Source organism: Corynebacterium atrinae (assembly GCF_030408455.1).
GTDB classification, from domain to species: Bacteria; Actinomycetota; Actinomycetes; order Mycobacteriales; family Mycobacteriaceae; genus Corynebacterium; species Corynebacterium atrinae.
The window spans coordinates 1,571,215-1,594,511 of record NZ_CP046977.1 but is presented as its reverse complement, the minus strand read 5'-3'; the positions used below and the strand labels follow the sequence as shown (position 1 = coordinate 1,594,511).

Here is a 23,297-nt window from a genome sequence, read left to right as displayed (position 1 = left end):
GTATAGTGGCTCTACGTCATGGAGGGGAGTACCCCGTAAGCGACACCGATCGTCAACACGGATCCTTGAGGGTTCCCGGTCGTGTCGGCCTTCGTTCCACCGCAGGGTGGGGGAGACCTCCGGTCAGCGTTTGCACACTTCGACCGGAGGACTAGTACTTTGACTGTTCCCTTGTGGATCTGGGTGGCCACCATCGTGGTCATCGCTGGATTCTTCATCTTCGATTTCTATTCCCACGTTAAGACCCCGCATGAGCCGACGCTCAAGGAGTCGGCCCTGTGGTCGGCGTTCTACGTAGGCCTGGCGTTGCTGTTCGGCGTCTTCGTCTACTTCATGTGGGACCACCAGCACGGGGTGGAGTATTTCACCGGCTACGTGACGGAGAAGGCGCTGAGCGTCGACAATCTCTTCGTTTTCGCCCTCATCATGGGTGCCTTCAAGATTCCGCGAAAGTACCAGCAGAAGGTGCTGCTCATCGGCATCGCGCTGGCGCTGCTTTTCCGGCTGGCGTTCATCCTGCTTGGCGCGGCCGTCATCGCCGCCTGGTCGGATGTGTTCTACCTCTTCGCCATCTTCCTGTTGTGGACGGCCATCAAGCTCATCTGGGACGAAGCAAACGACACCCCGGAAACTGACCCCAACGACATGCGCGTGATCAAGCTCCTACGCAAGGTCGTTCCCGTCACTCCGGGTTATCACGGTGATTCCTTGATCACTCGCTTCAAGGGCAAGCGTGCCCTGACCCCGTTGTTCGTCGCGCTCGTCGCCATCGGCATGGTCGACATCATGTTTGCCTTCGACTCCATCCCGGCGATCTACGGCATCACCACCGAGGCGTACCTGGTTTTCACCACCAACGCCTTCTCCCTCATGGGCCTGCGCCAGATGTACTTCCTGCTCGACGGCCTGCTCGACCGCCTGGTCTACCTGCCCTACGGCCTGGGTCTTATCCTCGCCTTCATTGGCGTCAAGCTCATGCTCCACGCGCTGCATGAAAACAACCTGCCGTTTGTCAACGGCGGTGAGAACGTCTCCGTGCCGGAGATACCGACCGAGCTCTCGCTACTTGTCATCATCGGCATACTGGTGGTCACGGTGGTGCTCTCGCTGTGGCGCAACCACTACGACAAGTCCCAAGGTGTGATCGACACCCGTGTCCGTGCCCCTGAGTGGGACCACGAACTCACCGAGGAGGAGATGGAGGGCACCGCCGCGCAGTCGGCTGAGTCTTCCGGGGCTTCCGCCCCAGCCGATCGCCCGGAACGCGCTTAAGAAAAGACGTTGATGACCGGATTCCACTCCCGGATGGTGCGGCCTGCGAGGCAGTGCTGCCGGGTGAAGGGATCCTGATCCATCAGCTCTTCAGCATCAGTGATGGTCGCGGGCTCGGGCAGGCGAATGATAATCAAAGCGCCCCCGAGCCCGTCCACGTAGGGTCCGGAGCCGACGAGCTGGCCCTTGTCTCGCAGCTCCCCCAGGAACTGGCGATGCTCGGGGCGAACCCGCACAATGTCTTCCGAATCGGCGGCATAAAGGTAGTGGACAGCAAAGTGGTTCATGACAATCGATTCTAGCCCGGTTGGCATTGACAGCTAACCCTCATCCGGCTCAACATCGTCTCGAACCGAAGGAAAGGTAGGGTGTGTGAGGTGAGTGGAGCAATGACACGGTCGACAGCGGACGGCAAGCCGAGCAACTTTAACCTGCCGAACGTCTTGACCAGCCTGCGCATCTTGTTCATCCCGGTGTTTGCATGGCTCGTCCTTAAGGGTGACAATCAGCACGTCTCCTGGATGTGGTGGTCTTTCGCGGTATTTGCCCTGCTGATGTACACCGACAAACTCGACGGAGACATTGCTCGCAGTCGCGGACTGATCACCGACTTCGGCAAAATCGCGGATCCGATCGCGGATAAGGCGCTCATGACGACGGCCTTGGTGTGCCTCAACCTCACCGGCGCGTTGCCGATCTGGGTTACGGTTCTCATCGTGATCCGTGAGTTCGGCATCACTTTCTGGCGACTGTTCATGCTTCGCCGCGGCCTCGTCGTCCCGGCCAGCAAGGGCGGCAAAATCAAGACCGTCCTGCAGACCCTCGCCGTCGCCCTTTGCCTCATTCCGTTCCCCACCTGGATGGGCATCCCCGTGTTCATCGTCATGCTCGCTGCCGTGGCCGTCACAGTGGTCACCGGCGTGCAATACCTGCTGGACTCCCGGCAAAAGCAATGATCCAGATGCTTATCGACGCCCTCCGTACCCGGCGTCAGACCATCTCCTTCTGTGAGTCCCTCACTGCGGGCCTCGCCTCCGCCACGCTGGCCGACGTCCCCGGTGCCTCCACCGTCCTCCGCGGAGGACTGGTCACCTACGCCACCGAGCTCAAGCACAAGCTTGCACACGTCCCCCAAGAGCTTCTCGACGCCCACGGACCCGTCTCGGCCCCCACCGCCGCCGCCATGGCGGCGGGCTGCCGCCAGGCCTGCGGCTCCGACTGGGCAGTATCACTGACTGGAGTCGCCGGCCCGGAGGGCCAAGACGGCCACCCCGTGGGCGAGGTGTGGCTCGGCTTCGCCGGACCCGGCGGCGTCGATACGCAGGTGCTGCACCTGACCGGATCACGCCGCGAGATCCGGGAGGAAGCCGTCGCCGAAGCGCTAACCGGGGCGCTGCAACGAGTGCGGGAACAAAACAATCAGGGCCGACGTTAAAGGGAGTAATGGTTACCACCGCTGTCCTTGAATCCCCGATCACCACGTCCCGCCGCACTCCCGAGCTGCTGCTACGTGAGGCGCTCGGTGGTGCCCTCCGCGCCTTCCGCGCCGACCAGGGCATCACGCTGCGAGAGCTAGCCGAACAAGCACGCGTCTCGCCCGGCTACCTGTCCGAACTCGAACGCGGCCGCAAGGAAGTATCCTCCGAGCTGCTCGCTTCTGTCTGTTACGCACTTGGCACCTCAGTTGCCGATGTCCTCATTGAGGCCGCTGGCTCGATGGCCATGCAGTCGGTAGCGGAGAAGCTCGCGACGGAGCACCTCTAAACGTGCAAAAACCCACCCCTCTACCTACACAGCAGCGAGACTCCTCCGCTACCATGGTGGCGATGAGGACGATGCGTTCCTCGCTTCTACTGTATTCATCTAGGAAGGCTCACATCCGACATGGCTAACCCCTTCGTCAAGGCATGGAAGTACCTCATGGCGCTGTTCGACTCCAAGATCGAGGAGAACGCGGACCCGAAGGTGCAGATTCAGCAGGCCATCGAGGACGCCCAGCGTCAGCACCAGGAACTCTCCCAGCAGGCTGCCGCCGTCATCGGCAACCAACGCCAGCTCGAAATGCAGCTGAACCGCCGCCTCGGTGAGATCGAGAAGCTCCAGGCCAACACCCGCCAAGCGCTCCAGCTGGCCGACAAGGCCCGCAACGAAGGCGATGACAAAAAGGCCGTGGAGTACGAAAACGCCGCCGAGGCCTTCGCTGCACAGCTTGTCACCGCCGAGCAGTCCGTCGAAGACACCAAGCAACTCCACGACCAGTCCCTCCAGCAGGCCGACCAAGCCAAGCAGGCCGTCGAACGCAACGCCATGGCCCTGCAGCAAAAGGTCTCCGAGCGCACCAAGCTGCTCTCCCAGTTGGAGCAGGCGAAGATGCAGGAGAAGGTCTCTGAGTCCCTGCAGTCCATGAACGCCATCACCAATGGTTCCACCCCGAACCTTGACCAGGTCCGCGAGAAGATCGAGCGCCGCTACGCCAACGCCCTCGGCCAGGCTGAGCTCGCCCAGAACTCGGTTGAAGGCCGCATGGCTGAGGTTCAGCAGGCCGGCATTCAGATGGCTGGCCACTCCCGCCTCGAGCAGATCCGCGCCGAAATGCAGGGCGGTAACCAGCTCTCCTCTGGTGCCGACAAGGCAATCGAGGGTGGCGCTCAGCCTTCCGCGAATGTTTCTAACGATGCTGTCGCTCAGCGGATGAAGGAACTGCGCGGGGAGTAGTTACCTCGCTCCGTTGGAATTTAAGCGATCCCATGCCTTATGTGGTGTGGGGTCGCTTTTCTATTGCTCGTGATCGCGACCTGAACTGGGTCTGCTGGATGGCGACCTGGGTTTTCACCCGGTGGAAGGCGTTCTGCGAGCGTTCCGGTCGGGATCAGCCCGTCGCGATCAGTCGGCGACGCCGCGTGCGATGAGTGCCTCGGCGAGCAAACGGGCGCGACGAATGGAACGCACCAGGACCGGCGTGCCGAAGGCAGCTATCGAAAACCCAGCTCCGCGAGCTTTCCGCGCCGCGAGCACCTCCGTGACGGTTGCCAACTGAAGTGGGATGAGCCGAATGGTGAGGGAAACAGCCAGGGAGATAGTTTCAACTGGTAGGCCGAAGCGGGCAAAAGGGGCGAGGCCGTGTTCGATGGCGCTCATGAGTTCGGCGATGGTGGTGGTGAGCGTGAGCAGAGCCGCCGCGGCCACTGAAGAAAGCAGGGTAAGTACCGTGACGGCGGCGAACTCCCAGCCACGCTGCCACCATTGAAAGGCGCCCAGTACCAGCAGAACTGGCAGGACTGGAGCGGTTTGTTGGATGGTTAGGCGAAGTGGGATTCGGGCGATCACGTACAAAATGGCGACAACAGCTACGCAGGCGAGGGCGAGGGGCCAGGTTTTCACCAGGATGGTAGTGGCTAGGATGTAGATGAGAAGAGCGACGAATTTGGCGCCAGCTGGGACCCGGTGAATGAGGGTGTGGCCGGGGACGTAGACACCGAGTGGGATGTTTCTCACGCGGGGTGCTCCGCCATGAGTGTGCGGTAGAAGGTTGTTACTTCTTCTGGGTGGCCGTCGGCGACGATGCTGCCCCCATCGAGGCAGATGACGCGGTCGAAGCCGTCGAGGATGTCTAGGTCGTGGGTGACCACGATGAGTTGTTGCTCCAGCTGGGAGAATTCGCGCGCGATGCGGGAGCGGTTGCGTAGGTCCAGCAGGGTGGTGGGCTCGTCCGCGATTATGATGTCGGGCTCGATGACCAGCACGGCTGCCAGGGCGAGGAGTTGCTTTTGCCCTCCGGAGAGCGTGTGGGGGGAGGCGTCGGCGAGGTGGGTGAGGCCGAAGCGGTCGAGGGCGGCGTCGACACGCTTGTTTCGTTCCTCCCTTGACAGCTTTAGCCGACGTAGGGAGAAGGCTACGTCGTCACGCACCTGCGGCATGATGATCTGATTTTCCGCATCGGAGAATACGAAGCCGACTTGTCGGCGGATGTCACGACCATGCTTTGCGACGTCCCGGTCATCCACCAGCACCTGCCCACCGGTTGGCTCGCCGAGGCCGTTGATGAGGCGGGCAAGGGTCGACTTGCCGGAGCCGTTGGCCCCGATGATGCCGATGCGGTCTTCGTCAAGGTGCAGATTGATGCCCTGGAGAACGGGCTCGACGTCCCCGTCGAAATGGACGGAGACGTCGTTAAAGGTGATGGTGGGCATTACTTCTTACGAGAAAGCAGATCCGGGAAGGCGGCGTGAATGCCGAGGGCGATGATGACCATGACGGCCACCTTGCCAGCATCCGGAAGGAGGAAGGGGACCTGGGCGACGGTAGCCTCGGAGAGGCTCAAACCAGCGCGCCAAACGAGTCCGAGGACACCGAAGAAGTACTGGAGGAACAGGCCAACGAGCGCCGCAACTGCAAAGTAGGCAACCTGTGCACCGCGCTTGCGGGCCGGTGCGCGGTATGCGATCCAACCAGCAACAGCCGCAGAAATTAGGTAACCGACCAAGTAGCCAACCGTCGGGCCGGCCAAGGCAGCGAGCGTAGTCCGGCCACCAGCGAGGACGGGCAAGCCGATGAGACCGAGTCCAAGGAAGAGGGCTACCGCTAGGAAGCCGCGGCGTCCACCGAGGACGAGACCCGCGAGGATCACAGCGGCATTTTGTAGCACGATCGGGACGCCAGCAGTACCGACCGGAATGGCGACGAAAGCTAAAACGACGAGCAGGGCGGCGAATACTGCGATGTATGCGAGGTCTTGCACACCCGAACGCGAGGACCGAGCTGGGCGGCTAGTGGCAGAAGATGTCATGGAAGCAAACCTTAGCACTGAACAGTGTTCATCGACCATATGCGGGTATTTTCGGGTCGCTTGGTGGGGTAGTGGCGGGGTAAGTACTATCGGGGCCATGCGATTGACGGAGTTTTACCAATTGGTTCAGGATGAGTTTGGAAGCGTCCGGGGCAAATGGATTGTCCACTCCCACGTTCTCGCGGTGTACGGCAAAACGCCCGAACAGCTCATCGAGGAGGGGGAGGGCCTCCGGGCCGTGTGGCACCAGTTGTGTGAGGAGTTCGATGTTCCCGAAGAGCGTCGTCTGGGGATAGATCGGCCCGGCTTCTAGCCATTTTGGCCCGAGCGACGTGTTGCACATTGTGTTCGAACAGTTGTGCGTGTAAGTTCGAAGGCGATGTTCCGGGATGTCCGGGCACGGAGCTAGCGTGTCCTCACAGGACAAAAGCTAAAAATGTGGGTCTCGGGAGCCGAACGTGCGAAATGGAAGTCTAACAAGAGTGTGGACCTCATTGAGCACGAAGATCAGTTAGCGAACTCACCTCAACAATCAGAAGGAAAGACCACCATGGCACCGAAGAAGAAGAACTCTGCTGCGGCCCCGGGGGCTGATCGTCAAAAGGCGCTCGATTCCGCGTTGGCGATGATTGAAAAGGATTTTGGCAAGGGTGCCGTCATGCGGTTGGGCGATGAAAACCGCCCGCCGATCTCGGTCATTTCTTCCGGCAACACCGCTATCGATGTCGCTTTGGGTATCGGTGGATTCCCGCGCGGCCGTATCGTTGAGGTCTACGGCCCGGAGTCCTCGGGTAAGACGACCGTCGCGCTGCACGCCATTGCGCAGGCGCAGCGGGCTGGCGGTATTGCCGCTTTCATCGATGCGGAGCACGCGCTCGATCCGGATTATGCCAAGAAGCTCGGCGTAGACACCGATGCCCTGCTGGTGTCCCAGCCGGACACCGGTGAGCAGGCATTGGAAATTGCGGACATGCTGGTTCGTTCCGGCGCTATTGACATCATCGTTATTGACTCGGTGGCTGCCCTGACTCCCAAGGCTGAGATTGAGGGCGAGATGGGTGACAGTCACGTCGGCCTTCAAGCCCGTCTGATGAGCCAGGCGCTGCGCAAAATGACTGGTGCGCTGCACACCTCCAACACCACTGCCATCTTCATTAACCAGCTGCGAGAAAAGATCGGCGTCATGTTCGGCTCTCCCGAGACCACGACCGGCGGCAAGGCCCTTAAGTTCTACTCCTCCGTCCGGTGCGATGTCCGTCGTATCCAGACCCTGAAGGACGGGCAGGATGCGATTGGTAACCGCACCCGTCTCAAGGTGGTTAAGAACAAGGTGTCTCCGCCTTTCAAGATCGCCGAGTTCGACATCATGTATGGCGAAGGCATCTCCCGTGAGTCCTCGATCATCGACCTGGGCGTGGAGAACGGCATTGTGAAGAAATCCGGCTCCTGGTTCACCTATGAGGGTGACCAGCTGGGTCAGGGCAAGGAGAAGGCTCGCCTTCTCCTCAAAGAGACCCCGGAGCTGGCAGATGAGATCGAGCGCAAGATCTTTGCCAAGCTGGGCATCGGCCCCGAGGCGGCCTCGGCTGACGGATCTGATCTCAGCGATGATCCGGTAGATATGGTCCCCAACGTCGACTTCGATGATGACGAGGACGCTGCCGCAGCTGCGGAGTAGCGGCTTTCGATGGAACAAGCGGAAAAGCTCCAGCAACTGCGGCGTGCTCTGGATGAGTATGCGGCCGGCAACGGCCCCAGCCTGTTTGATCCCGAGGAGGAGGTGGCTAAGGCTGCCGTCCGCAAGCGGGCCCTGGGATTATTGGACCAGCGCGCCCGCTCCCGCCATGAGCTCACCGAGCGCCTGTTGCAGGCGGAGTTTCCTGCTGAGGTCGTGGCTAGAGTGGTGGATGACCTGGCGGAGGTCGGTCTCATCAACGACGAGGATTTCGCCTTCGAGTGGGTGCGGCAGCGTCACGCACGTCGTGGGAAATCCGCTCGGGTCCTCGATCAGGAGCTGAAAGAAAAGGGCGTTGACGCGGCTACTCGCGGGGCAGCCCTCAAACAGATCGCGGCGAACGACGAAGCTGCTATGGCATGCGCCCTGGCGGAGAAGAAGGCCCGCAGCCTGAAAGTCGCTCCAGCAGACCGAGCCGAGAGCGACAAGGCTTTGCGCCGGATTGTGGGCGTGCTGGCGAGGAGGGGTTTCGCTCAGGGAATGAGCCTGCGGATCGCGCGGGAGGCACTGGAGCAACGAATCACCGAGCTGCGGGATTAAACCATGCCCTGCAGGGGGCACCCTGAAACGAAACAACCCGTGTACCCCTACTCGCAGGGGACACGGGTTGAGGCTATTGGCCCGGGTTCTTGATCTCGACGTAGTCGGGATCGTGCCAGTCCACGTTGACGTTATCCTTGGTATCCAGGCCCTGATGGGGGAGCTCGGGAACCTTGGCCACGATATTGCGGCGAGCACGGCCAGCGCGGAGCTGTCGCTCGATGCGCTGGGCGAGGGAGGTCAGGGCCCAGTTGATGAGGATCATGATGATTGCCACGACGACGAGGGAAGCCAGGAAGTTCTGGTTCGCGGACGCCGATTGAATGCCGGATCGAACAACTTCGACGTAGCCGATCTGGTAGCCCAGAGCGGAGTCCTTGAGCGCGATGACCATCTGCGCGATTAGCGCCGGGAGCATGGCCGCGACTGCCTGCGGGAGCAAAATGAACCACATCGTCTGGCGGTGCGACAAGCCTAGGGTGAGTGCTGCCTCGGTTTGCCCCTTTGGCAGCGAGCTAATCCCCGATCGCAGGATCTCCGCGATGACCGAACCGTTGTACATCGTCAGGCCGAAGACGACAGCGGCAAATGCTAGTTCCCGCGGGGGCGCCAGATTGTAAATGGCGAAGAGCTGGTAGGCGAAGATCATGAGCAGCAGAACCGGAATGGCTCGGAAAAACTCTACGATAACGGCGCAGATCCACCGGAGCCAGGCCATCTCGGAGAGGCGACCAAGACCTAGCAGAACTCCCAGAACTAGAGCGAGCAAGATGGAAGCGAAGGCCGCCTTCAGCGTGCCCCAGAGGCCGGGCAAGAGGTACGTCTTCCACGTCAGCGAGTCCAGGAACGGGCTCCACTTCGCGGCTGTGAGTTGTCCATTAGCCTGTAAGGTCCACAGGACCCACGAGATAATCGCGATGGTGACTACGGCGGTGATGCCAGTGATGATCCGGTTGAGTTGGCGGCCGCGGGGGCCAGGAGCATCGTAGAGAACTGTTGCGCGTACGGACATTACTTCCTCACCGCCAGTCGGGTGGAGAGTCGGCCAAGTGCGAGGCCGGTGGGCAGGGTAAGGATGATGAATCCGAGGGCGAAGATTGCGAACACGGCAAACAACATGTTGGCGTGAATTTCAATCGTGGACTTCATGAGCAGGGAGGCTTCGGCGACACCAATGGCCGAGGCGATGGTGGTGTTCTTCGTCAGTGCGATCAGCGTATTGCCCAACGGCACAATTGCGGCGCGGAGAGCCTGTGGGAAGATGATCTCTTTAAAGATCTGGGGAAACGTCAACCCAATGGAACGTGCGGCCTCCGCCTGGCCGAAGTGGACGGTGTTGATTCCTGAGCGGAGTGACTCGGCCACGAACGCTGAGGTGTAGATGATGAAGCCCAGCACCGCGAGCCGGAAGTTGTTGTCCACCAGGAAGGTAGAGGAGTCGCGGCTGGCCATGGCGAACCCGAGGTTCTGGTAGAGGCCGAAGGAACAGAACAAGATGATGAGCGTCAGCGGGGTGTTACGGACGGTATTGATGTAGAAGGACGCCATCCCGCGCAGCATTGCGACGGGGGAGACCCTCATGGCTGTGAGGATGGTGCCCAGGATCATCGATCCGAAGGCGGAGTACACGGTCAGCTTGATGGTGATCCAAAAAGCTGGCCACAGCCGTGGGCCAAGATCAGCCCATAGGTCGGTCATGAGGGTCTCCTCAGTGGGGACGTCGGGTAGGGATTAGGAATTGAGGAAGGACAGGTCGCCCGGAGTACCCGGGGAAACCGCGTCCATGCCGCCGAGGTTCTTGTTCACGAGCTTGTCGAACTCTCCGGAGGACTGCATCTCCTTCAGCGCCTCATTGATGGCGGTGGTGCCTTCGGTGTCGTCCTTGGCCAGGCCGATGCCGTAGTACTCGTTGGTGAACGGCTGGCCGTCCTTCTCCATCTCGATGACCTTGAACTGGCCGGGTGCCTGAGCGGAGTAGCCCAGGAGGATGGTGGCGTCGGTGGTCATGGCGTCGATGTTGCCCTGACGCAATGCCTCAACACAGGAGGAGTAGGTGTCGTACTCCTGGAGCTGGACACCGGGGAGGGCGTCTTTGACCTTCTGAGCAGGGGTGGAGCCGGTGACCGAGCAGAGGATCTTGCCGTCGAGGCTTTCGAGGTTGGTGATCTCGGTCTCGCCGTCGCGGACGAGAAGAGCCTGATGGGTTACCAGGTAAGGACCGCCGAAGTTGACGGACTCGGAGCGGCCCTTGTTGATGGAGTAGGTCGCGGCGATGAGGTCGACCTCGCCGTTCTGGATGAGGGTCTCACGCTGAGCGGAGGGGGTCTCGCGCCAGGTGACCTTCGGCTTCTCCCAGCCGTTCTTCTCTGCGATGTGGTTAACCACGTACTGGGAAACGTCGACGTCGAGGCCGGTCATGGTGCCGTCAGGGTTACGCAGGCCCAGGCCAGGCTGGTCGTACTTGGTGCCGATGGTGACTTCCCCGGCTTCGATGGCGCCGAGCATGCCGTCACCGCCGCCCGAGGAGGAACCGCAGGCTGCGAGGGTGACGCCAGCGACAACGGTGGTGGAGACGATTGCTGCGGTGCGGAAGATGTTTCGCTTCATGGTGATGGTCCTTTGCTGTTGTAAAGATGTGGAGGTGTCTAGTGGGACAGGATCTTGCCCAGGAAGTCCTTGGCGCGGTCAGTCTTGGGATTGGAAAAGAAGTCGTCGGGGGTGGAGTCCTCGACGATCGCTCCGTCGGCCATGAACAGAACTCGATCGGCGGCCCGCCGAGCGAAGCCCATTTCGTGAGTGACCACGACCATGGTCATGCCTTCCTTAGCCAGGCCCGCCATGACGTCGAGGACTTCATTGACCATTTCGGGGTCGAGGGCGGACGTTGGTTCGTCGAAAAGCATGATCTTGGGGTTCATGGCCAGCGCGCGAGCGATGGCCACGCGCTGCTGCTGTCCACCGGACAGCTGCGCCGGGTACTTGTCCGACTGATTAGCGATGCCGACGCGCTCCAGCAGTTGCATTGCCCGTTCGGAGGCGGCGGCCTTCTTCAACTTCCGCACTTTCATCGGGCCAAGCGTGACGTTGTCCTTGATCGTCAGGTGGGGGAAGAGGTTGAACTGCTGGAACACCATTCCCACGTCGGCGCGCAGCTTAGCCAGGTCTTTGCCTTCTTCAGGGAGGAGGACACCGTCGATCTCGATGGTGCCTTGCTCGATGGGCTCAAGCCGGTTGATGGTGCGGCAGAGGGTGGACTTTCCTGAGCCGGAGGGGCCGAGCACGACTACGACTTGGCCGCTGGGAATTTCCAGGTTGATGTCCTTGAGTGCCTGAAAATCATCGAAGTACTTCTGCACGTCGCGCATCCGGATCATGGGCTTGTTGCCTGATCCTTCAGCCGTGGCAGGTGTGTTCTGGGTCATACGAGAACTATAGGCCGATCCGGTAGCAAAGTGAGCATTTTCGGCTAACGATTTTGCAACGTGGCAAATCCCGTTACATACGCAATGTTCGCCCAATGGCCTAGCAAATTGACAACCTGACGCAACGGTCCAGGTTGGGGTGGACTTGCCCGCTCTGGCTCAGCAATTGGTTGGCATCTCACCCCCGGCTAGAATGGCACCCCGTGGCGCAGCAGAACCTTCAAATCCTTGACAATCACCCCCGAACCTATGAGGTCCGCACTTTCGGGTGCCAGATGAACGTGCATGATTCCGAGCGCCTATCCGGCCTCTTGGAGGAGGCCGGCTACGTCGCGGCGGCGGGGGAGGAACCGGATCTTGTCGTCTTTAACACGTGTGCCGTCCGTGAGAATGCTGATGAGCGCCTTTATGGCACGCTGGGTCAGTTGCGGGCGACAAAGAACAACCACCCCGGCATGCAAATCGCCGTTGGTGGTTGCCTGGCGCAGAAGGACCGTGACACGGTCGTCACCAAAGCTCCGTGGGTTGACGTGGTCTTCGGCACCCACAACATAGGTTCCCTGCCGACCTTGCTGGAACGCTCCCGGCACAATCAGACGGCCGAGGTCGAAATCGTTGAGTCCCTGGAGGCGTTTCCTTCGATTCTGCCGGCGAAGCGTGAGTCTGCCTATGCCGGCTGGGTATCGGTTTCCGTCGGTTGCAATAACACCTGCACGTTCTGCATTGTGCCAAGTCTGCGAGGAAAGGAAATTGACCGCCGCCCGGGCGAAATTCTCGCGGAAGTCCAGGCCCTCGTAGATCAAGGAGTGACGGAGGTGACGCTGCTTGGGCAGAACGTCAACTCCTACGGAGTCAACTTCGCCGACCCGGAAATTGAGCGAGATCGTAGCGCCTTTTCCAAGCTGCTGCGCGCCTGTGGCGACATCGACGGCCTCGAGCGTTTGCGGTTCACCTCCCCACACCCTGCCGAGTTCACCTCCGACGTCATTGATGCCATGGCGGAAACGCCGAACATTTGCCCGCAGTTGCACATGCCGTTGCAGTCGGGTTCGGACAAGGTGCTCAAGGAGATGCGTCGCTCGTACCGATCGAAGAAGTTCCTGGCCATCTTGGATGAGGTGCGGGAGAAGCTGCCGCATGCCTCCATCACCACCGACATCATCGTTGGATTCCCCGGGGAGACAGAGGAGGATTTCCAGGCCACCCTTGACGTCGTGGAAAAGGCCCGTTTTACCTCTGCCTATACTTTCCAATACTCCCCGCGGCCCGGCACCCCTGCCGCGACCTATGCCGAGCAGGTACCCAAAAATGTTGTGCAGGAGCGCTTTGAGCGACTCGTTGCCCTCCAGGAACGGGTCTCGGCGGAAGGCAACCGCCAGCTCATCGACACGGAAGTTGAGTTGCTTGTCCAAGAGGGCGGCCGCAAAAATAACCAGACGCACCGGATGACCGGCCGTGCCCGCGATGGCCGCCTGGTCCACTTCGTCCCCGAAGGTGCGCTGGACGGCGACATCCGCCCCGGCGATATGGTCACGACAACCATTACTGGTTCCACCCCTTATTATTTGCTTGCCGACGCCGGCGTGCTCACCCACCGCCGCACGCTCGCAGGGGACATGTCTGCGTCCGGTCGCGTTCCGACGACCGCGCCCATCGGCGTCGGTCTCGGTCTCCCGCGCATCGGCGCTCCCGCCCCGGAGGCGGCCCCGGCTGCAGGGGAGTGCGGCTGCTAGAACACTGGCGGGCTAAGGTGTTCTCCATGAGTGAGATCACCCCAAGCAGCGAAGAAATCCGCGCTTCCGCCGCGTCGGTGCGCCAGCTGGCAGTCGAAGAAAAAAAGGCTGCTCGGCGCATGCACCTGGGACATCATCAGTATGTTCTGCTGGCAGCATTGCTGCTCTACGTGGTGGCGTTGCTACTGCCGCAGGCGGGTAGCGTCCGCGGCTTTGAGGTCCTCCTCCGCATGCCGGCGGCCGCCGAGTCAGGCATCAAGATTACCGAGTACATTTACTCCACCCTGCTGTTTTTGGGCCTGGGTGTGTTCACCACCTTGACCCTTATCACTCGCCGCTCGGTGTTCGGGCTTATCGCCTGGATGTTCTGCACCGTCGGCTTCCCTTACTCTGTCCTGGCCATTTGGCTACGTCAGACGCGGAGTAGTTCGGGAGACGGCGTGGATTTGTCGATCGGCATGTGGCTTTCCATCGTGGCCGTCGGCTTGGCATTCGTGGTGTACTGCCTGGTGGCTTTGCGTCGTGACGATCGCCAGAAGAATCTCGCCGAGTCCCGGGCCTCTCAAACTGTCCTCGACGAGGTGGGTTATGCCCAGCGCTCGGCGATGGTCACCAGCCAGAAAAGCGCCGAGGACACCAACCCACTCTTGGAAGATGATCGCCGTCGGCGCGCCGCCGAGCGGCATCGGCGAAATACTCCTTAAGCCTTAGTCGAGGGGAGCCGCTTTTCCCATCCCGAGCTACCGCTGATAACCGTCCAGCCCAGCGACTCATTTACCGCAATCATGGCGGCATTGTCCACGGCACATGACGTGTAAACCCGCCGCGCCCCAGGGAACCTCAGGGGGATTTCGTTGAGCAGCGCGCGCTTGAGGGCGGTGGCTACGCCTCGCCCTCGGGCCCGGGGCACCACGACGGTGAGATCTTGTTCGAGGACGCCGTCCTCAGATCCCTCATGGTGAACTACCGCCGTCATTCCCACCACGCCTTCGGCATCGTGTGCCAGGACTAGGAGGGATCGGCGGTGTGTGTCGAGGAGCCTTGCGCGGGCGTCAATGAGCCGCTGGGTAGTCCATTCGATGTCGGTGGCCCGAAGTCCGCCGTGGGGAATGCTGGAGGCTGCCAGTTGATAGAGCGCGACTACGGCTGCGAACAATTCCGGCGGGACGTCTAGGTCCTCAACTACGGAAAAGCTCAGGTCAGACTCGCATGTGAGGGGCGCGACCTCGATGTAGCCCTGCAGCTCTGTGAGTCCGAGGTGGTATCCGGCATCCGCCAAGACCTCGGTGCTCGGGCCGGTGCCCGGCTCCTCCGCCGGAGAGTGGAGAAGCCAGCTTTGCAGGACGCTGCGATTTTCCCGCGCGGCGAATAGAGCTGCTTCCTCCAGGAGCTCGTCCCACACAGCCCGCGCCGCAAGTGTGAGCGAGGCACCGGGGAGGGGTTGGAAGGCAGCATCGAGAATGACCTCGACGTCGACGACGTCGCGATCTTCGGTCAGGGGCAGGCCCAACACGAGGTAACCGGACACCTCCCATCCATTCTCCAGGTCAGCGACCACGGGATAAGTGCGAGGGGAAGCTACGTGGGCGTCGATAAGCGCTAATGCTCGGGAGTCGTAGACGGACGAGCCGCGCAGACGGTGAGCCACCCTTTCCACCGACATCGATGAGGCCGTGTCGCCGGTGGTTTCCTGCGCCGCGAGGTTGGACATGAACACGAGCTCGCGAAGACCGGCGGCCGGTTCCTCACCTGGAACCGGCCGCGCAAACTGGACGAAGGGCACTACTGGCTTTCCACTGCCTTTTGGGCGGTATCGGCCCACTCCTGCCACTGGGCGGCTTGCTCGCGCAAGGTGGCGGCCTTAGCGGACTTACCGGCAGCTTCGGCGGCATCAGCTTGGGCATTGAAGTCGGCGACCTTCGCGCGGAACTGATCCACCCGGGCCTGGGCTTCCGGATCGGTGCGCTTCCACTTGGACTCCTCGGCCTGGGAAACCCGTTTTTCAATCGCGGCGATCTTGTCCTCGTATTCCGCGACCTTTCCTCGTGGCACGAAGCCGATCTCATCCCACTTCTCCTGCAGTTCTCGCAGCTTGGCACGAGCAGCACCGAGCCCCTTGGCGGGGTCTACTTGAGAGTCATATTCCGCAATGAGCGCGTCCTTGGCGGCCGCGTTGGTGTCAAACTCCTTATCCCGCTCAGCGGTCTCGGCGTTGCGGGCATTAAAGAAATGATCTTGGGCGCCGCGGAACGCATCCCACAGCTTGTCGTCCACCTCGCGGGGGGCACGACCGGCGGCCTTCCACTCCTTCATGAGGTCACGGAAGGCGCGGGCAGTTTCATTCCAATCGGTCGAGTTCTTCAAAGCCTCGGCGCGCTCAACGAGGGCTTCCTTCGCCCGGCGCGCTGCGGCGCGACCCCGGTCGAGATCGGCGAAGTGGGATCCGCGTCGGCGGTTAAAGGCATCCCGAGCGCGGGAATAGCGCTTCCACAACGCGTCGTCGGTGGAGCGGTCAATTCCGCGGATGGTCTTCCACTCTTCCAGGATTTCGCGCAGGCGATCGCCCGAGGCTTTCCACTCGGTGGAGTTTTCGGCCAGGTCTTCCGCCTCCGCCGCGAGCTTTTCTTTATGCTCGATAGCTTTTTCGCGGCGGCGAGCCTTTTCCGCCCTAGCCTGCTCACCTGCGGCTGCGGAGTGTTCCATGATGGTGTTCAGGCGCTTATCCAAGCTCGATAGGTCACCGATGACGGCCGCCGTGGGCAGGGTCTCGCGCAGTTGCGCGGCCGTCGACTTAATCAAGTTCGCATCATCCGGGTGGGCGTTGAGGCGCGATTCCAGCAGCTCCACCTCAGTGGCCAGGTCGTCGAAGCGATGGCCGTAATGAGCCAAGCCTTCGGCTGGAGTGCCGGCCTGCCAGGAGCCGATCTCCCTCTCCCCGTCTGGTGTCTTGACAAAGACAGTCCCGTCTTCGGCGACGCGACCCCACTTGGCCGGATCATTTTTGGGCGGGACGGGCAGGGGAGCGGTCTTCCCGGCGGGGCGCGGCGAAGGAGTTGGACGATTACCCATGTGCGCTCCCGGGCGTGGTCCCGGCTTGGGCATGTTGCCGGGGGTGGGGGAAGGCGTGGGGGGAGTAGTCATAGTCGTTTTCTCTCTTCGTCGATGTGCCGCGCGTCACGGCTGCCGGGGCACCTCACCAGGTGGGCACCCTATGTGCTGCACCTAACATACCGCGCGCCCAAGGGGCGTGTCAGTAATATGTCGGTGATGACCCCGAACCTGCTAGTCATGCCCGCCAGTCCCGCCCTCGTGGCGGAGTTGTCCCCGCAGGACACCATCGGGGCCGCGGCGCTTGCCACGCTCCGGGAGCTTATCGACGCCCTCCCGGACGCGCTGCCCATCGAGCTGGTTGGTAGCCGCAACCCACGGTGGGAAACCGCCTGCGAAGGCTCCTTCCGGGCGTGGGGCGCCCCGCACGTCAACGTCGGGGCGGGTCGCTTCCTACCGGAGCTGGTCCAGCGCTACGCCCTGGCCGAGCGCGCCTCACGGGTGGTCTCGGTGCGCGGCACCCTGGGGCAGCCCGCGGAGGGTGTGATCACCATCGTGGCGGTGGATGGGAGCGCGGGGCTGACCCCCCGCGCGCCGCTGGCCCTGCTGGAGGCGGCGCCACGGGCGCACGAATGGTGCCGGGCAGTTCTCGGCGGCGAGGATGTGGCAGGGGAGATGGACGCGGCGTCGTTACGCACCGCCGGAGTAATTGAGCCGGACCTGTGGATGGAACTTGCCGCGCTGGCGCCCCGTGAGGCACAGGTGCATTTTGCCGACTTGAGTCTTGGTGTCGGGCGTTTTGTCGCCGGATGGGAGCTGTAGCATGTTGCCCATTGCAGTGGTGGGACCGACTGCGTCGGGGAAGTCTGCCCTTGGCATTGCGCTGGCAGAGGAATTAAACGGGGAGATCGTAAACGTTGATTCGATGCAGCTCTACCGGGGGATGGATATCGGCACCGCCAAGCTGAGCATCGAGGAGCGCGCGGGTATCCCACACCATCAGCTGGACGTGTGGGATGTCACGGAAACGGCGTCGGTGGCGCGCTACCAAGCGGATGCCATCGCGGATGTGGAAGCCATCATCTCCCGCGGCCGGGTGCCCATCCTCGTCGGCGGCTCAATGTTGTACGTGCAATCGCTCATCGATGACTGGCAGTTTCCCCCAACCGACCCGGAGGTGCGGGCCAAGTGGGAATCAACCTTGGCCGAGGTCGGTATAGACGCCCTCCACGCGGAGCTGGCCACACAGGATCCCGCCGCGGCCGCCATCATTGAGGACAAAGATCCCCGCCGCACCGTCCGCGCCCTCGAAGTGATCGAGCTGACGGGCCAACCGTTCAAGGCTTCCCAACCACCCAAAAATGCCCCGCCTCGTTGGGGGACTCGCATTCTGGGTCTGCGCACGCAGGCGGAATGGCTCAATCCGCGCATCGAGCTTCGCACGCGCCAGATGTTTGCGCAGGGACTCGTGTCTGAAGTCGAGCAATTGGTGAGTGAGGGCCTCGTGGCGGACTCGACTGCCGGCCGGGCGATCGGCTACGCCCAGGTACTTGCCGCGATGGAGGGGGAGCTGACGTGGGATGAGGCGCTCGAGCGCACCATTACCGGAACCCGTCGCTACGTGCGGCGCCAGCGCTCCTGGTTTCAGCGTGACCCACGGGTGCAGTGGCTAGAGGCAGCTGCCGATCCCCGCTCCCGCGCACTAGAATTGTTGAGGTGACTCGCATCGACTTTGCTAAAGGCCACGGAACCGAAAACGACTTCATCATTCTGCCCGGACCGACCGACCCCACCCCTGCGCAGATCGCGGCGTTGTGCGACCGCCGAGCGAGCCTCGGAGCTGACGGCGTCTTACGCGTGGACACCCAGGACGGCGGCTGGTTCATGGACTATCGCAATGCCGACGGATCCATCGCCGAGATGTGCGGCAACGGCGTTCGCGTATTCGCCCATTGGCTGAGGTCTCGCGGGCTGGTGGACTCGGATGAATTCATTGTGCATACCCGTGCCGGTCAGCGCCGCGTGGTCGTGAAATCTTTCGACGACACAGATGCCATCGTCACCGTCGACATGGGGCCAGCAGAGGTCACCGGCGTTTCGACGGCGCGCATCGGCGACATCCACGTAGCCGGCCTAGGTGTGAATATGGGCAACCCGCACCTCGCCTGCGTCGTACCCGGCCTGAGGCCGGAGGCACTCGCCGAGTGGGATCTCCTCGCGCCGGAATTTGATCCGGACTTTTTCCCCCAGGGTGTCAACGTCGAAATTGTGACGCCACTGGTCGACGGCCGCGTGCACATGCGCGTCTACGAACGAGGCGTCGGTGAAACCCGTTCCTGCGGAACCGGAACGGTCGCGGCCGCTCGCGCTGCTCTGGCTGATGCTGGGCTTGTCGACGGCCGTGTCACCGTCGCCGTCCCCGGAGGCGAGGTCGTCGTCGAGATTTCCGGAGAGCAGTCGACGTTGACCGGGCCTTCGCAGATTGTGGCGACGGGGCAGGTCGAGATCTAGCTAGTAGTTCGGGCCGAGACGTTTGGCGGCGTGACGCGCCTCGAGCCACGCGTTCTTAATCTCGAGCGCACGCTCGTCGGTGACGTTGAGGAGGTTTTCCAGCTGCCCGACCTCTAGATCCTGATTGGCCAAACGGGCGTCCAAGCGCGAGAGATAGCGCCGCGCGGTCGAAGTCTGGTGGTGGAAGCTTTCAATAGCCGGATCGTCACAGTAGTGATCCGCCAATGCTGGGCGATGGAGCGTCCGATCTGCGAGGGCGTCGGCGTCCGGGGAAGTAGAGAAATACTCATACTCGGCGATGACGTCGCGGATGTCATCGGCGGACAGCGCAATGGAGGTGCGCAATGAATCAGTCTCCGAGGAGTTCGGTCGCCTCAACAGCATCAACGCTGCGATGGCGAAGATCGGCAAAAGAAGTAGGAGGCCTTGCACTCGCAACCAGGCGAAAACGAGCAGGGCTAAGACGATGATGACGACCAGGGGCCACCGAAACCGACTCGGTTCCGGCTGGATGGGTAGTCGATCATTCATGATCACGCTTCCGGCTTAATGTCCGCCGCAGCCGCAGCTTCCACCACAACCACCGCAGCCACCTCCGGCGGAGATAGGGGACAGGACCGAGGCGGTGAGTAGTGCAGTACCAGAAATGATGCTGTCCCGGGCCGGGAGCTCGGGGGCGTCGCCAAGACACACATCGAAGGGGAAGACACCATCAACGGTGAGATGGATGAACCTCTGGCCGGTGAGTTGGTTGGTGCGGTATTCCGCGTCCATGATCCGGGCACTAAACGTAGCCGAGGCATCGGGGGCAGCGGCACCGGAGCCCGAGGCGACAGTGAGCGCGCCTTCGGAGTGGAAGGTCGGGCCGACATAGGAGGGGTCCGCATCGGTGATCGTGGAGTCGAAAGCCAGCGCGGTTACGCCGATTTGCTGCCATTCCTGGGTGGCCTCCTCCGCGAGGAGCGGTCCCTGAGACAGGTTGGCGGTAATGGCGGTAATGACATTGCCAAAGGAATCGATGATCTCGCAGTAAGCGAGGACATCATTGACCATGCTGATGTGGGCGAATGTCTGCGTCACGGCATCGAAACCCGCGAATGTCGCAAAAGGTTCCACCGCCAAGATGTTGATCTGCGCGCCGGAGGCGTCCACGTACTGGATTAGCTGCCCGCCGCGAACTTCGCCGGTCACGGCCAGCTGATTGGTGGCGATGGCGGCTTCCACCGCATCCTGCCAGCGGTCGAAACCCAGGCCGATGCTCTTCAAGTCGGTGCTCATAATCCGACAGTCTAATAGCATCTCCCACACCCGTGGTTCTTGACCTCTCACCGGCTTCTCACCGGCTCCAGCTCATAACATGGAACAATTGAAAGACAATGACTGAATCTGACAACAACCGCACGTCCTACAGCACACACGACGATCTGCTGGCCCGCGCCTTCCGCGATAACGCCCCACAGCCGAGCGCAGATGAAGACCCAGGCACGGATCTGTCCGGGTTGATCGCCCCGACGGTCGGTGAGCTTGATTTGGCGGAGCGCCATGCGCTCCGTCGCGGCAGCGATACCACTATCCGATCCGAGGAGATCGCCGACGGCTTCGAAGTCGAATACCGCAAACTCCGCCTCGAGCAGGTCATCCTTGTCGGGGTGTGGACCGAGGGGAGCTCTGCGGAGATCGAAGCAAACATGGCGGAGCTCTCCGCCCTGGCCGAGACAGCTGGTGCCGAAGTCTTAGAAACCCTCTACCAGCGCCGCGACAAGCCGGACCCGGGTACCTTCATTGGCTCCGGCAAGGTCAACGAGCTCAAGGAGATCATCGCCGCTACCGGAGCTGACACCGTCGTCTGCGACGGCGAACTTACCCCCGGCCAGCTCGTCGCTCTGGAGTCGGCGCTCAACCTCAAGGTCATCGACCGGACCATGCTCATCCTTGACATTTTCGCGCAACACGCGAAGTCCAAGGAGGGCAAAGCGCAGGTCAGCCTGGCGCAGATGGAGTACCTCTACACGCGTGTGCGCGGTTGGGGTGGAAACCTCTCCCGCCAGGCAGGTGGCCGAGCTGGATCCAATGGCGGCGTAGGCCTGCGTGGCCCGGGTGAAACGCGCATTGAAGCTGATCGCCGACGACTGCGTACTGATATGGCTAAGCTGCGCCGTGAGCTAGCCGGAATGAAAACTGCACGAGAGATCAAGCGCCAGCGCCGCCAGGACTCAACCATCCCGCAGGTAGCCATCGCGGGATACACCAATGCGGGAAAGTCCTCCCTCATTAATGCCATGACGGGCGCGGGCGTGCTCGTCGAGAATGCGCTCTTTGCCACACTCGATCCGACGACGCGTCGCGCCGAGCTGGCCGATGGCCGCGCCGTCGTGTTCACCGATACCGTCGGTTTCGTTCGCCACCTTCCCACCCAGCTGGTCGAGGCATTCAAGTCGACCCTGGAGGAAGTGCTGGCGGCTGACCTCATGCTCCATGTCGTCGACGGATCCGATCCTTTTCCGCTCAAGCAGATTGATGCGGTTAACAAGGTGATCTACGACATCGTCAAAGAGACGGGGCAGCCCGCACCGCCTGAGATCATCGTGGTGAACAAGATCGACGCCGCGGATCCCTTGGTGCTGGCGGAGCTACGGCACGCCTTCGACCGCGACAACGTTGTCTATGTGTCTGCCTTGACGAAGGAGGGCATCCCGGAGCTCGAAGCACGCATCGAGCTTTTCCTTAACTCCCTCGACGCCCACGTCGTATTGCTCATCCCGTTTACTCGCGGAGACATCGTCTCCCGGCTCCACGAATATGGGACCGTCCGCAAGGAGGAGTACGGCGCCGAGGGCACGCTAATCGACGTTCGCCTGCCCCGTTCCCTCGCCGCCGAATTGTCGGAGTTCATCGTTGAGGATAATCCAGGGGACTAGCACCAACGATCCGGGCTAGCGGCGGTACGCTACATCCCGTGACTAACAAGTACTTCGGTTGGACCGTCCATGGTGACGGCAAGAAGATTCTCCCCGGCGCCGTCGTCGCGCCCGAAGAAAGACTCAGCTGGCCCCGCACCATCGGGATCGGCATGCAGCACGTCATCGCCATGTTCGGCGCGACGCTCTTGGTGCCCACCCTGACGGGATTCCCCGTCAACACCACGCTGCTGTTTTCGGGCCTGGGAACGATGATCTTCCTGCTCATCACCCGGAACCGACTGCCCTCCTACCTCGGGTCATCCTTCGCCTTCATCGCTCCGCTCGCCGCCAGCCAGGCGTATGGCCCCGGCGCGCAGATCGGCGGAGTGTTGGTCACCGGCCTGGCCCTCATTGGCGTTGGCTTCATCATTAAAGCAGCCGGCCGGCAGGTTATCGACGCCGTCATGCCGCCCGCCGTCACCGGCGCCATTGTCGCCCTCATCGGGCTGAATCTGGCACCCACCGCCGCCACAAACTTCCAGGCGCAGCCCCTGGTTGCCGCGGTAACTCTGTTGGCAATCTTGGCAGCCACCGTGGCCGGGCGGGGCATGGTCGCCCGCCTGGGTATCCTCATTGGCGTCGTCGTCGGGTGGGTCTTTGCCGCCGTGACTGGCAACCTTGCTCCGGGCGCCACCGAAGCCATCCGGGACGCTGCCTGGTTCGGCCTGCCCCAGTTCCATTCGCCCGAGTTCCATCTGTCGGCCATCCTGGTCACCTTGCCCGTGATCATCGTGCTCATCGCGGAAAACGTCGGACACGTCAAAGCAGTGTCGGAAATGACCGGGCGCAACCTCGATGACTTGGCAGGCGATGCTCTCGTCGCCGATGGTCTCGCCACCACCCTCGCCGGGAGCTTTGGCGGATCCGGTACCACCACCTACGCCGAGAACATCGGCGTCATGGCAGCCACCCGTGTGTACTCCACTGCGGCCTACTGGGTCGCTGCTGCCACCGCCATTGCCCTCGCCTTCATCCCGAAATTCGGTGCGCTCATTTTCACCATTCCCGCCGGAGTGCTCGGCGGTGCGACACTCGTCCTCTACGGTCTCATCGGCATGCTGGGCATCCGCATCTGGCAGGACAACAACGTCAACTTCAACAATCCCGTCAACCTGACAACCGCCGCCGTCGCCCTCGTCGCCGGTATCGGCAACCTCACGTTGTCCATCTTCGGTGTCGAACTCGAAGGCATTGCCTGGGGGTCAGCTGGCATCATCATCGCTTACCCGATCCTCAAACGGCTGTACCTGTCCGTCGGGGAAGGCAAGAACGCCACCTTCTAATCTCGGG

Annotated in this window: 27 protein-coding genes; 15 read left to right on the top strand and 12 right to left on the bottom strand. The window is 61.9% G+C overall.

Going from position 1 to position 23,297, the window contains the following annotated elements:
- Nucleotides 1–159 precede the first annotated feature (159 nt).
- On the top strand, nt 160–1,272 hold the full coding sequence (locus CATRI_RS07830; RefSeq protein WP_290216339.1) for a TerC family protein: 1,113 nt from the start codon (nt 160–162) through the stop codon (nt 1,270–1,272).
- Here the strand turns inward: CATRI_RS07830 and CATRI_RS07825 are convergent.
- The gene (locus CATRI_RS07825; protein WP_290216337.1) at nt 1,269–1,559 is read right to left on the bottom strand and encodes a YciI family protein; all 291 of its coding nucleotides are present in this window, start codon (nt 1,557–1,559) and stop codon (nt 1,269–1,271) included. The two genes, CATRI_RS07830 and CATRI_RS07825, sit on opposite strands and share 4 nt — an antisense overlap.
- A gap of 102 nt (nt 1,560–1,661) precedes the next feature.
- Between CATRI_RS07825 and pgsA the strand changes: the two genes are divergently transcribed.
- The 4 genes from pgsA to CATRI_RS07805 all read left to right on the top strand — a co-directional run bounded on the left by pgsA (nt 1,662) and on the right by CATRI_RS07805 (nt 3,987).
- A complete protein-coding gene (gene pgsA, locus CATRI_RS07820; protein WP_290216335.1) occupies nt 1,662–2,228 on the top strand; it encodes a CDP-diacylglycerol--glycerol-3-phosphate 3-phosphatidyltransferase in 567 nt (188 codons plus the stop codon).
- Between the two features lie 5 nt (nt 2,229–2,233).
- Nucleotides 2,234–2,707 (top strand): CinA family protein, encoded by a 474-nt coding sequence (locus CATRI_RS07815; protein ID WP_290216333.1) that lies wholly within the window; start codon nt 2,234–2,236, stop codon nt 2,705–2,707.
- A gap of 8 nt (nt 2,708–2,715) precedes the next feature.
- Nucleotides 2,716–3,036: a helix-turn-helix domain-containing protein gene (locus tag CATRI_RS07810; RefSeq protein WP_290216332.1), complete on the top strand. Its 321-nt coding sequence runs from the start codon at nt 2,716–2,718 to the stop codon at nt 3,034–3,036.
- 120 nt (nt 3,037–3,156) lie between these two features.
- The gene (locus CATRI_RS07805; RefSeq protein ID WP_290216330.1) at nt 3,157–3,987 is read left to right on the top strand and encodes a PspA/IM30 family protein; all 831 of its coding nucleotides are present in this window, start codon (nt 3,157–3,159) and stop codon (nt 3,985–3,987) included.
- A gap of 168 nt (nt 3,988–4,155) precedes the next feature.
- On the opposite strand, the gene CATRI_RS07800 is transcribed toward CATRI_RS07805, so the two are convergent.
- Genes CATRI_RS07800 through CATRI_RS07790 form a run of 3 tightly spaced genes read right to left on the bottom strand, consistent with a single transcriptional unit; the run spans nt 4,156 to nt 6,058 of the window.
- The gene (locus CATRI_RS07800; RefSeq protein WP_290216328.1) at nt 4,156–4,767 is read right to left on the bottom strand and encodes an energy-coupling factor transporter transmembrane component T family protein; all 612 of its coding nucleotides are present in this window, start codon (nt 4,765–4,767) and stop codon (nt 4,156–4,158) included.
- Nucleotides 4,764–5,462 carry an energy-coupling factor ABC transporter ATP-binding protein gene (locus CATRI_RS07795; RefSeq protein ID WP_290216326.1) on the bottom strand — a complete coding sequence of 233 codons (699 nt, stop codon included), beginning with the start codon at nt 5,460–5,462 and terminating at the stop codon, nt 4,764–4,766. The genes CATRI_RS07800 and CATRI_RS07795 overlap by 4 nt, the downstream gene beginning before the upstream one ends.
- Nucleotides 5,462–6,058, bottom strand: coding sequence for a biotin transporter BioY (locus CATRI_RS07790; RefSeq protein ID WP_290216325.1), 597 nt, complete (start codon nt 6,056–6,058; stop codon nt 5,462–5,464). The genes CATRI_RS07795 and CATRI_RS07790 overlap by 1 nt, the downstream gene beginning before the upstream one ends.
- Before the next feature lie 97 nt (nt 6,059–6,155).
- Here CATRI_RS07790 and CATRI_RS07785 point away from each other — a divergent pair, with 97 nt between their 5' ends.
- The 3 genes from CATRI_RS07785 to recX all read left to right on the top strand — a co-directional run bounded on the left by CATRI_RS07785 (nt 6,156) and on the right by recX (nt 8,333).
- A complete protein-coding gene (locus CATRI_RS07785) occupies nt 6,156–6,371 on the top strand; it encodes a DUF3046 domain-containing protein (protein WP_290216323.1) in 216 nt (71 codons plus the stop codon).
- A gap of 237 nt (nt 6,372–6,608) precedes the next feature.
- Nucleotides 6,609–7,736, top strand: coding sequence for a recombinase RecA (gene recA / locus CATRI_RS07780; RefSeq protein WP_290216322.1), 1,128 nt, complete (start codon nt 6,609–6,611; stop codon nt 7,734–7,736).
- A gap of 9 nt (nt 7,737–7,745) precedes the next feature.
- Nucleotides 7,746–8,333, top strand: coding sequence for a recombination regulator RecX (gene recX / locus CATRI_RS07775; RefSeq protein ID WP_290216320.1), 588 nt, complete (start codon nt 7,746–7,748; stop codon nt 8,331–8,333).
- Nucleotides 8,334–8,406: 73 nt separating this feature from the next.
- Here recX and CATRI_RS07770 read toward each other — a convergent pair whose 3' ends face one another.
- From CATRI_RS07770 to gluA, 4 genes are read right to left on the bottom strand one after another with little or no spacing between them, the layout of a single operon-like run.
- Nucleotides 8,407–9,345 carry an amino acid ABC transporter permease gene (locus CATRI_RS07770; RefSeq protein WP_290216319.1) on the bottom strand — a complete coding sequence of 313 codons (939 nt, stop codon included), beginning with the start codon at nt 9,343–9,345 and terminating at the stop codon, nt 8,407–8,409.
- Entirely contained in the window at nt 9,345–10,031 is a 687-nt protein-coding gene (locus CATRI_RS07765; protein WP_290216317.1) for an amino acid ABC transporter permease, read from the bottom strand. Before CATRI_RS07765 ends, CATRI_RS07770 begins: the two co-directional genes overlap by 1 nt.
- Before the next feature lie 33 nt (nt 10,032–10,064).
- Entirely contained in the window at nt 10,065–10,940 is an 876-nt protein-coding gene (locus CATRI_RS07760; protein WP_290216315.1) for a glutamate ABC transporter substrate-binding protein, read from the bottom strand.
- A gap of 38 nt (nt 10,941–10,978) precedes the next feature.
- Nucleotides 10,979–11,707, bottom strand: coding sequence for a glutamate ABC transporter ATP-binding protein GluA (gluA, locus tag CATRI_RS07755; protein WP_290221049.1), 729 nt, complete (start codon nt 11,705–11,707; stop codon nt 10,979–10,981).
- A 251-nt stretch (nt 11,708–11,958) separates the two neighbouring features.
- On the opposite strand from gluA, the gene miaB reads away from it, so the two are divergent.
- Entirely contained in the window at nt 11,959–13,488 is a 1,530-nt protein-coding gene (gene miaB, locus CATRI_RS07750; protein WP_290216313.1) for a tRNA (N6-isopentenyl adenosine(37)-C2)-methylthiotransferase MiaB, read from the top strand.
- Nucleotides 13,489–13,514: 26 nt separating this feature from the next.
- Nucleotides 13,515–14,192 (top strand): Rv2732c family membrane protein, encoded by a 678-nt coding sequence (locus tag CATRI_RS07745; RefSeq protein WP_290216311.1) that lies wholly within the window; start codon nt 13,515–13,517, stop codon nt 14,190–14,192.
- Here the strand turns inward: CATRI_RS07745 and CATRI_RS07740 are convergent.
- The gene (locus tag CATRI_RS07740; RefSeq protein ID WP_290216309.1) at nt 14,189–15,271 is read right to left on the bottom strand and encodes a GNAT family N-acetyltransferase; all 1,083 of its coding nucleotides are present in this window, start codon (nt 15,269–15,271) and stop codon (nt 14,189–14,191) included. The genes CATRI_RS07745 and CATRI_RS07740 overlap by 4 nt on opposite strands.
- A complete protein-coding gene (locus CATRI_RS07735; RefSeq protein WP_290216307.1) occupies nt 15,271–16,629 on the bottom strand; it encodes a DUF349 domain-containing protein in 1,359 nt (452 codons plus the stop codon). The genes CATRI_RS07740 and CATRI_RS07735 overlap by 1 nt, the downstream gene beginning before the upstream one ends.
- Before the next feature lie 126 nt (nt 16,630–16,755).
- On the opposite strand from CATRI_RS07735, the gene CATRI_RS07730 reads away from it, so the two are divergent.
- From CATRI_RS07730 to dapF, 3 genes are read left to right on the top strand one after another with little or no spacing between them, the layout of a single operon-like run.
- Nucleotides 16,756–17,358 (top strand): hypothetical protein, encoded by a 603-nt coding sequence (locus tag CATRI_RS07730; RefSeq protein WP_290216305.1) that lies wholly within the window; start codon nt 16,756–16,758, stop codon nt 17,356–17,358.
- A 1-nt stretch (nt 17,359) separates the two neighbouring features.
- Nucleotides 17,360–18,256: a tRNA (adenosine(37)-N6)-dimethylallyltransferase MiaA gene (miaA, locus tag CATRI_RS07725; protein ID WP_290216304.1), complete on the top strand. Its 897-nt coding sequence runs from the start codon at nt 17,360–17,362 to the stop codon at nt 18,254–18,256.
- A gap of 5 nt (nt 18,257–18,261) precedes the next feature.
- Nucleotides 18,262–19,047: a diaminopimelate epimerase gene (gene dapF, locus CATRI_RS07720; protein ID WP_290221046.1), complete on the top strand. Its 786-nt coding sequence runs from the start codon at nt 18,262–18,264 to the stop codon at nt 19,045–19,047.
- Here the strand turns inward: dapF and CATRI_RS07715 are convergent, their stop codons facing one another.
- Both CATRI_RS07715 and CATRI_RS07710 read right to left on the bottom strand, forming a co-directional pair.
- Nucleotides 19,048–19,578 (bottom strand): hypothetical protein, encoded by a 531-nt coding sequence (locus tag CATRI_RS07715; RefSeq protein ID WP_290216302.1) that lies wholly within the window; start codon nt 19,576–19,578, stop codon nt 19,048–19,050.
- 15 nt (nt 19,579–19,593) lie between these two features.
- Nucleotides 19,594–20,325, bottom strand: a complete 732-nt coding sequence (locus CATRI_RS07710; protein ID WP_290216300.1) for a hypothetical protein — start codon at nt 20,323–20,325, stop codon at nt 19,594–19,596.
- A gap of 98 nt (nt 20,326–20,423) precedes the next feature.
- On the opposite strand from CATRI_RS07710, the gene hflX reads away from it, so the two are divergent.
- Both hflX and CATRI_RS07700 read left to right on the top strand, forming a co-directional pair.
- The gene (gene hflX / locus CATRI_RS07705; RefSeq protein WP_290216298.1) at nt 20,424–21,965 is read left to right on the top strand and encodes a GTPase HflX; all 1,542 of its coding nucleotides are present in this window, start codon (nt 20,424–20,426) and stop codon (nt 21,963–21,965) included.
- Between the two features lie 38 nt (nt 21,966–22,003).
- Entirely contained in the window at nt 22,004–23,290 is a 1,287-nt protein-coding gene (locus CATRI_RS07700; protein WP_290216296.1) for a uracil-xanthine permease family protein, read from the top strand.
- Nucleotides 23,291–23,297: the final 7 nt, after the last annotated feature.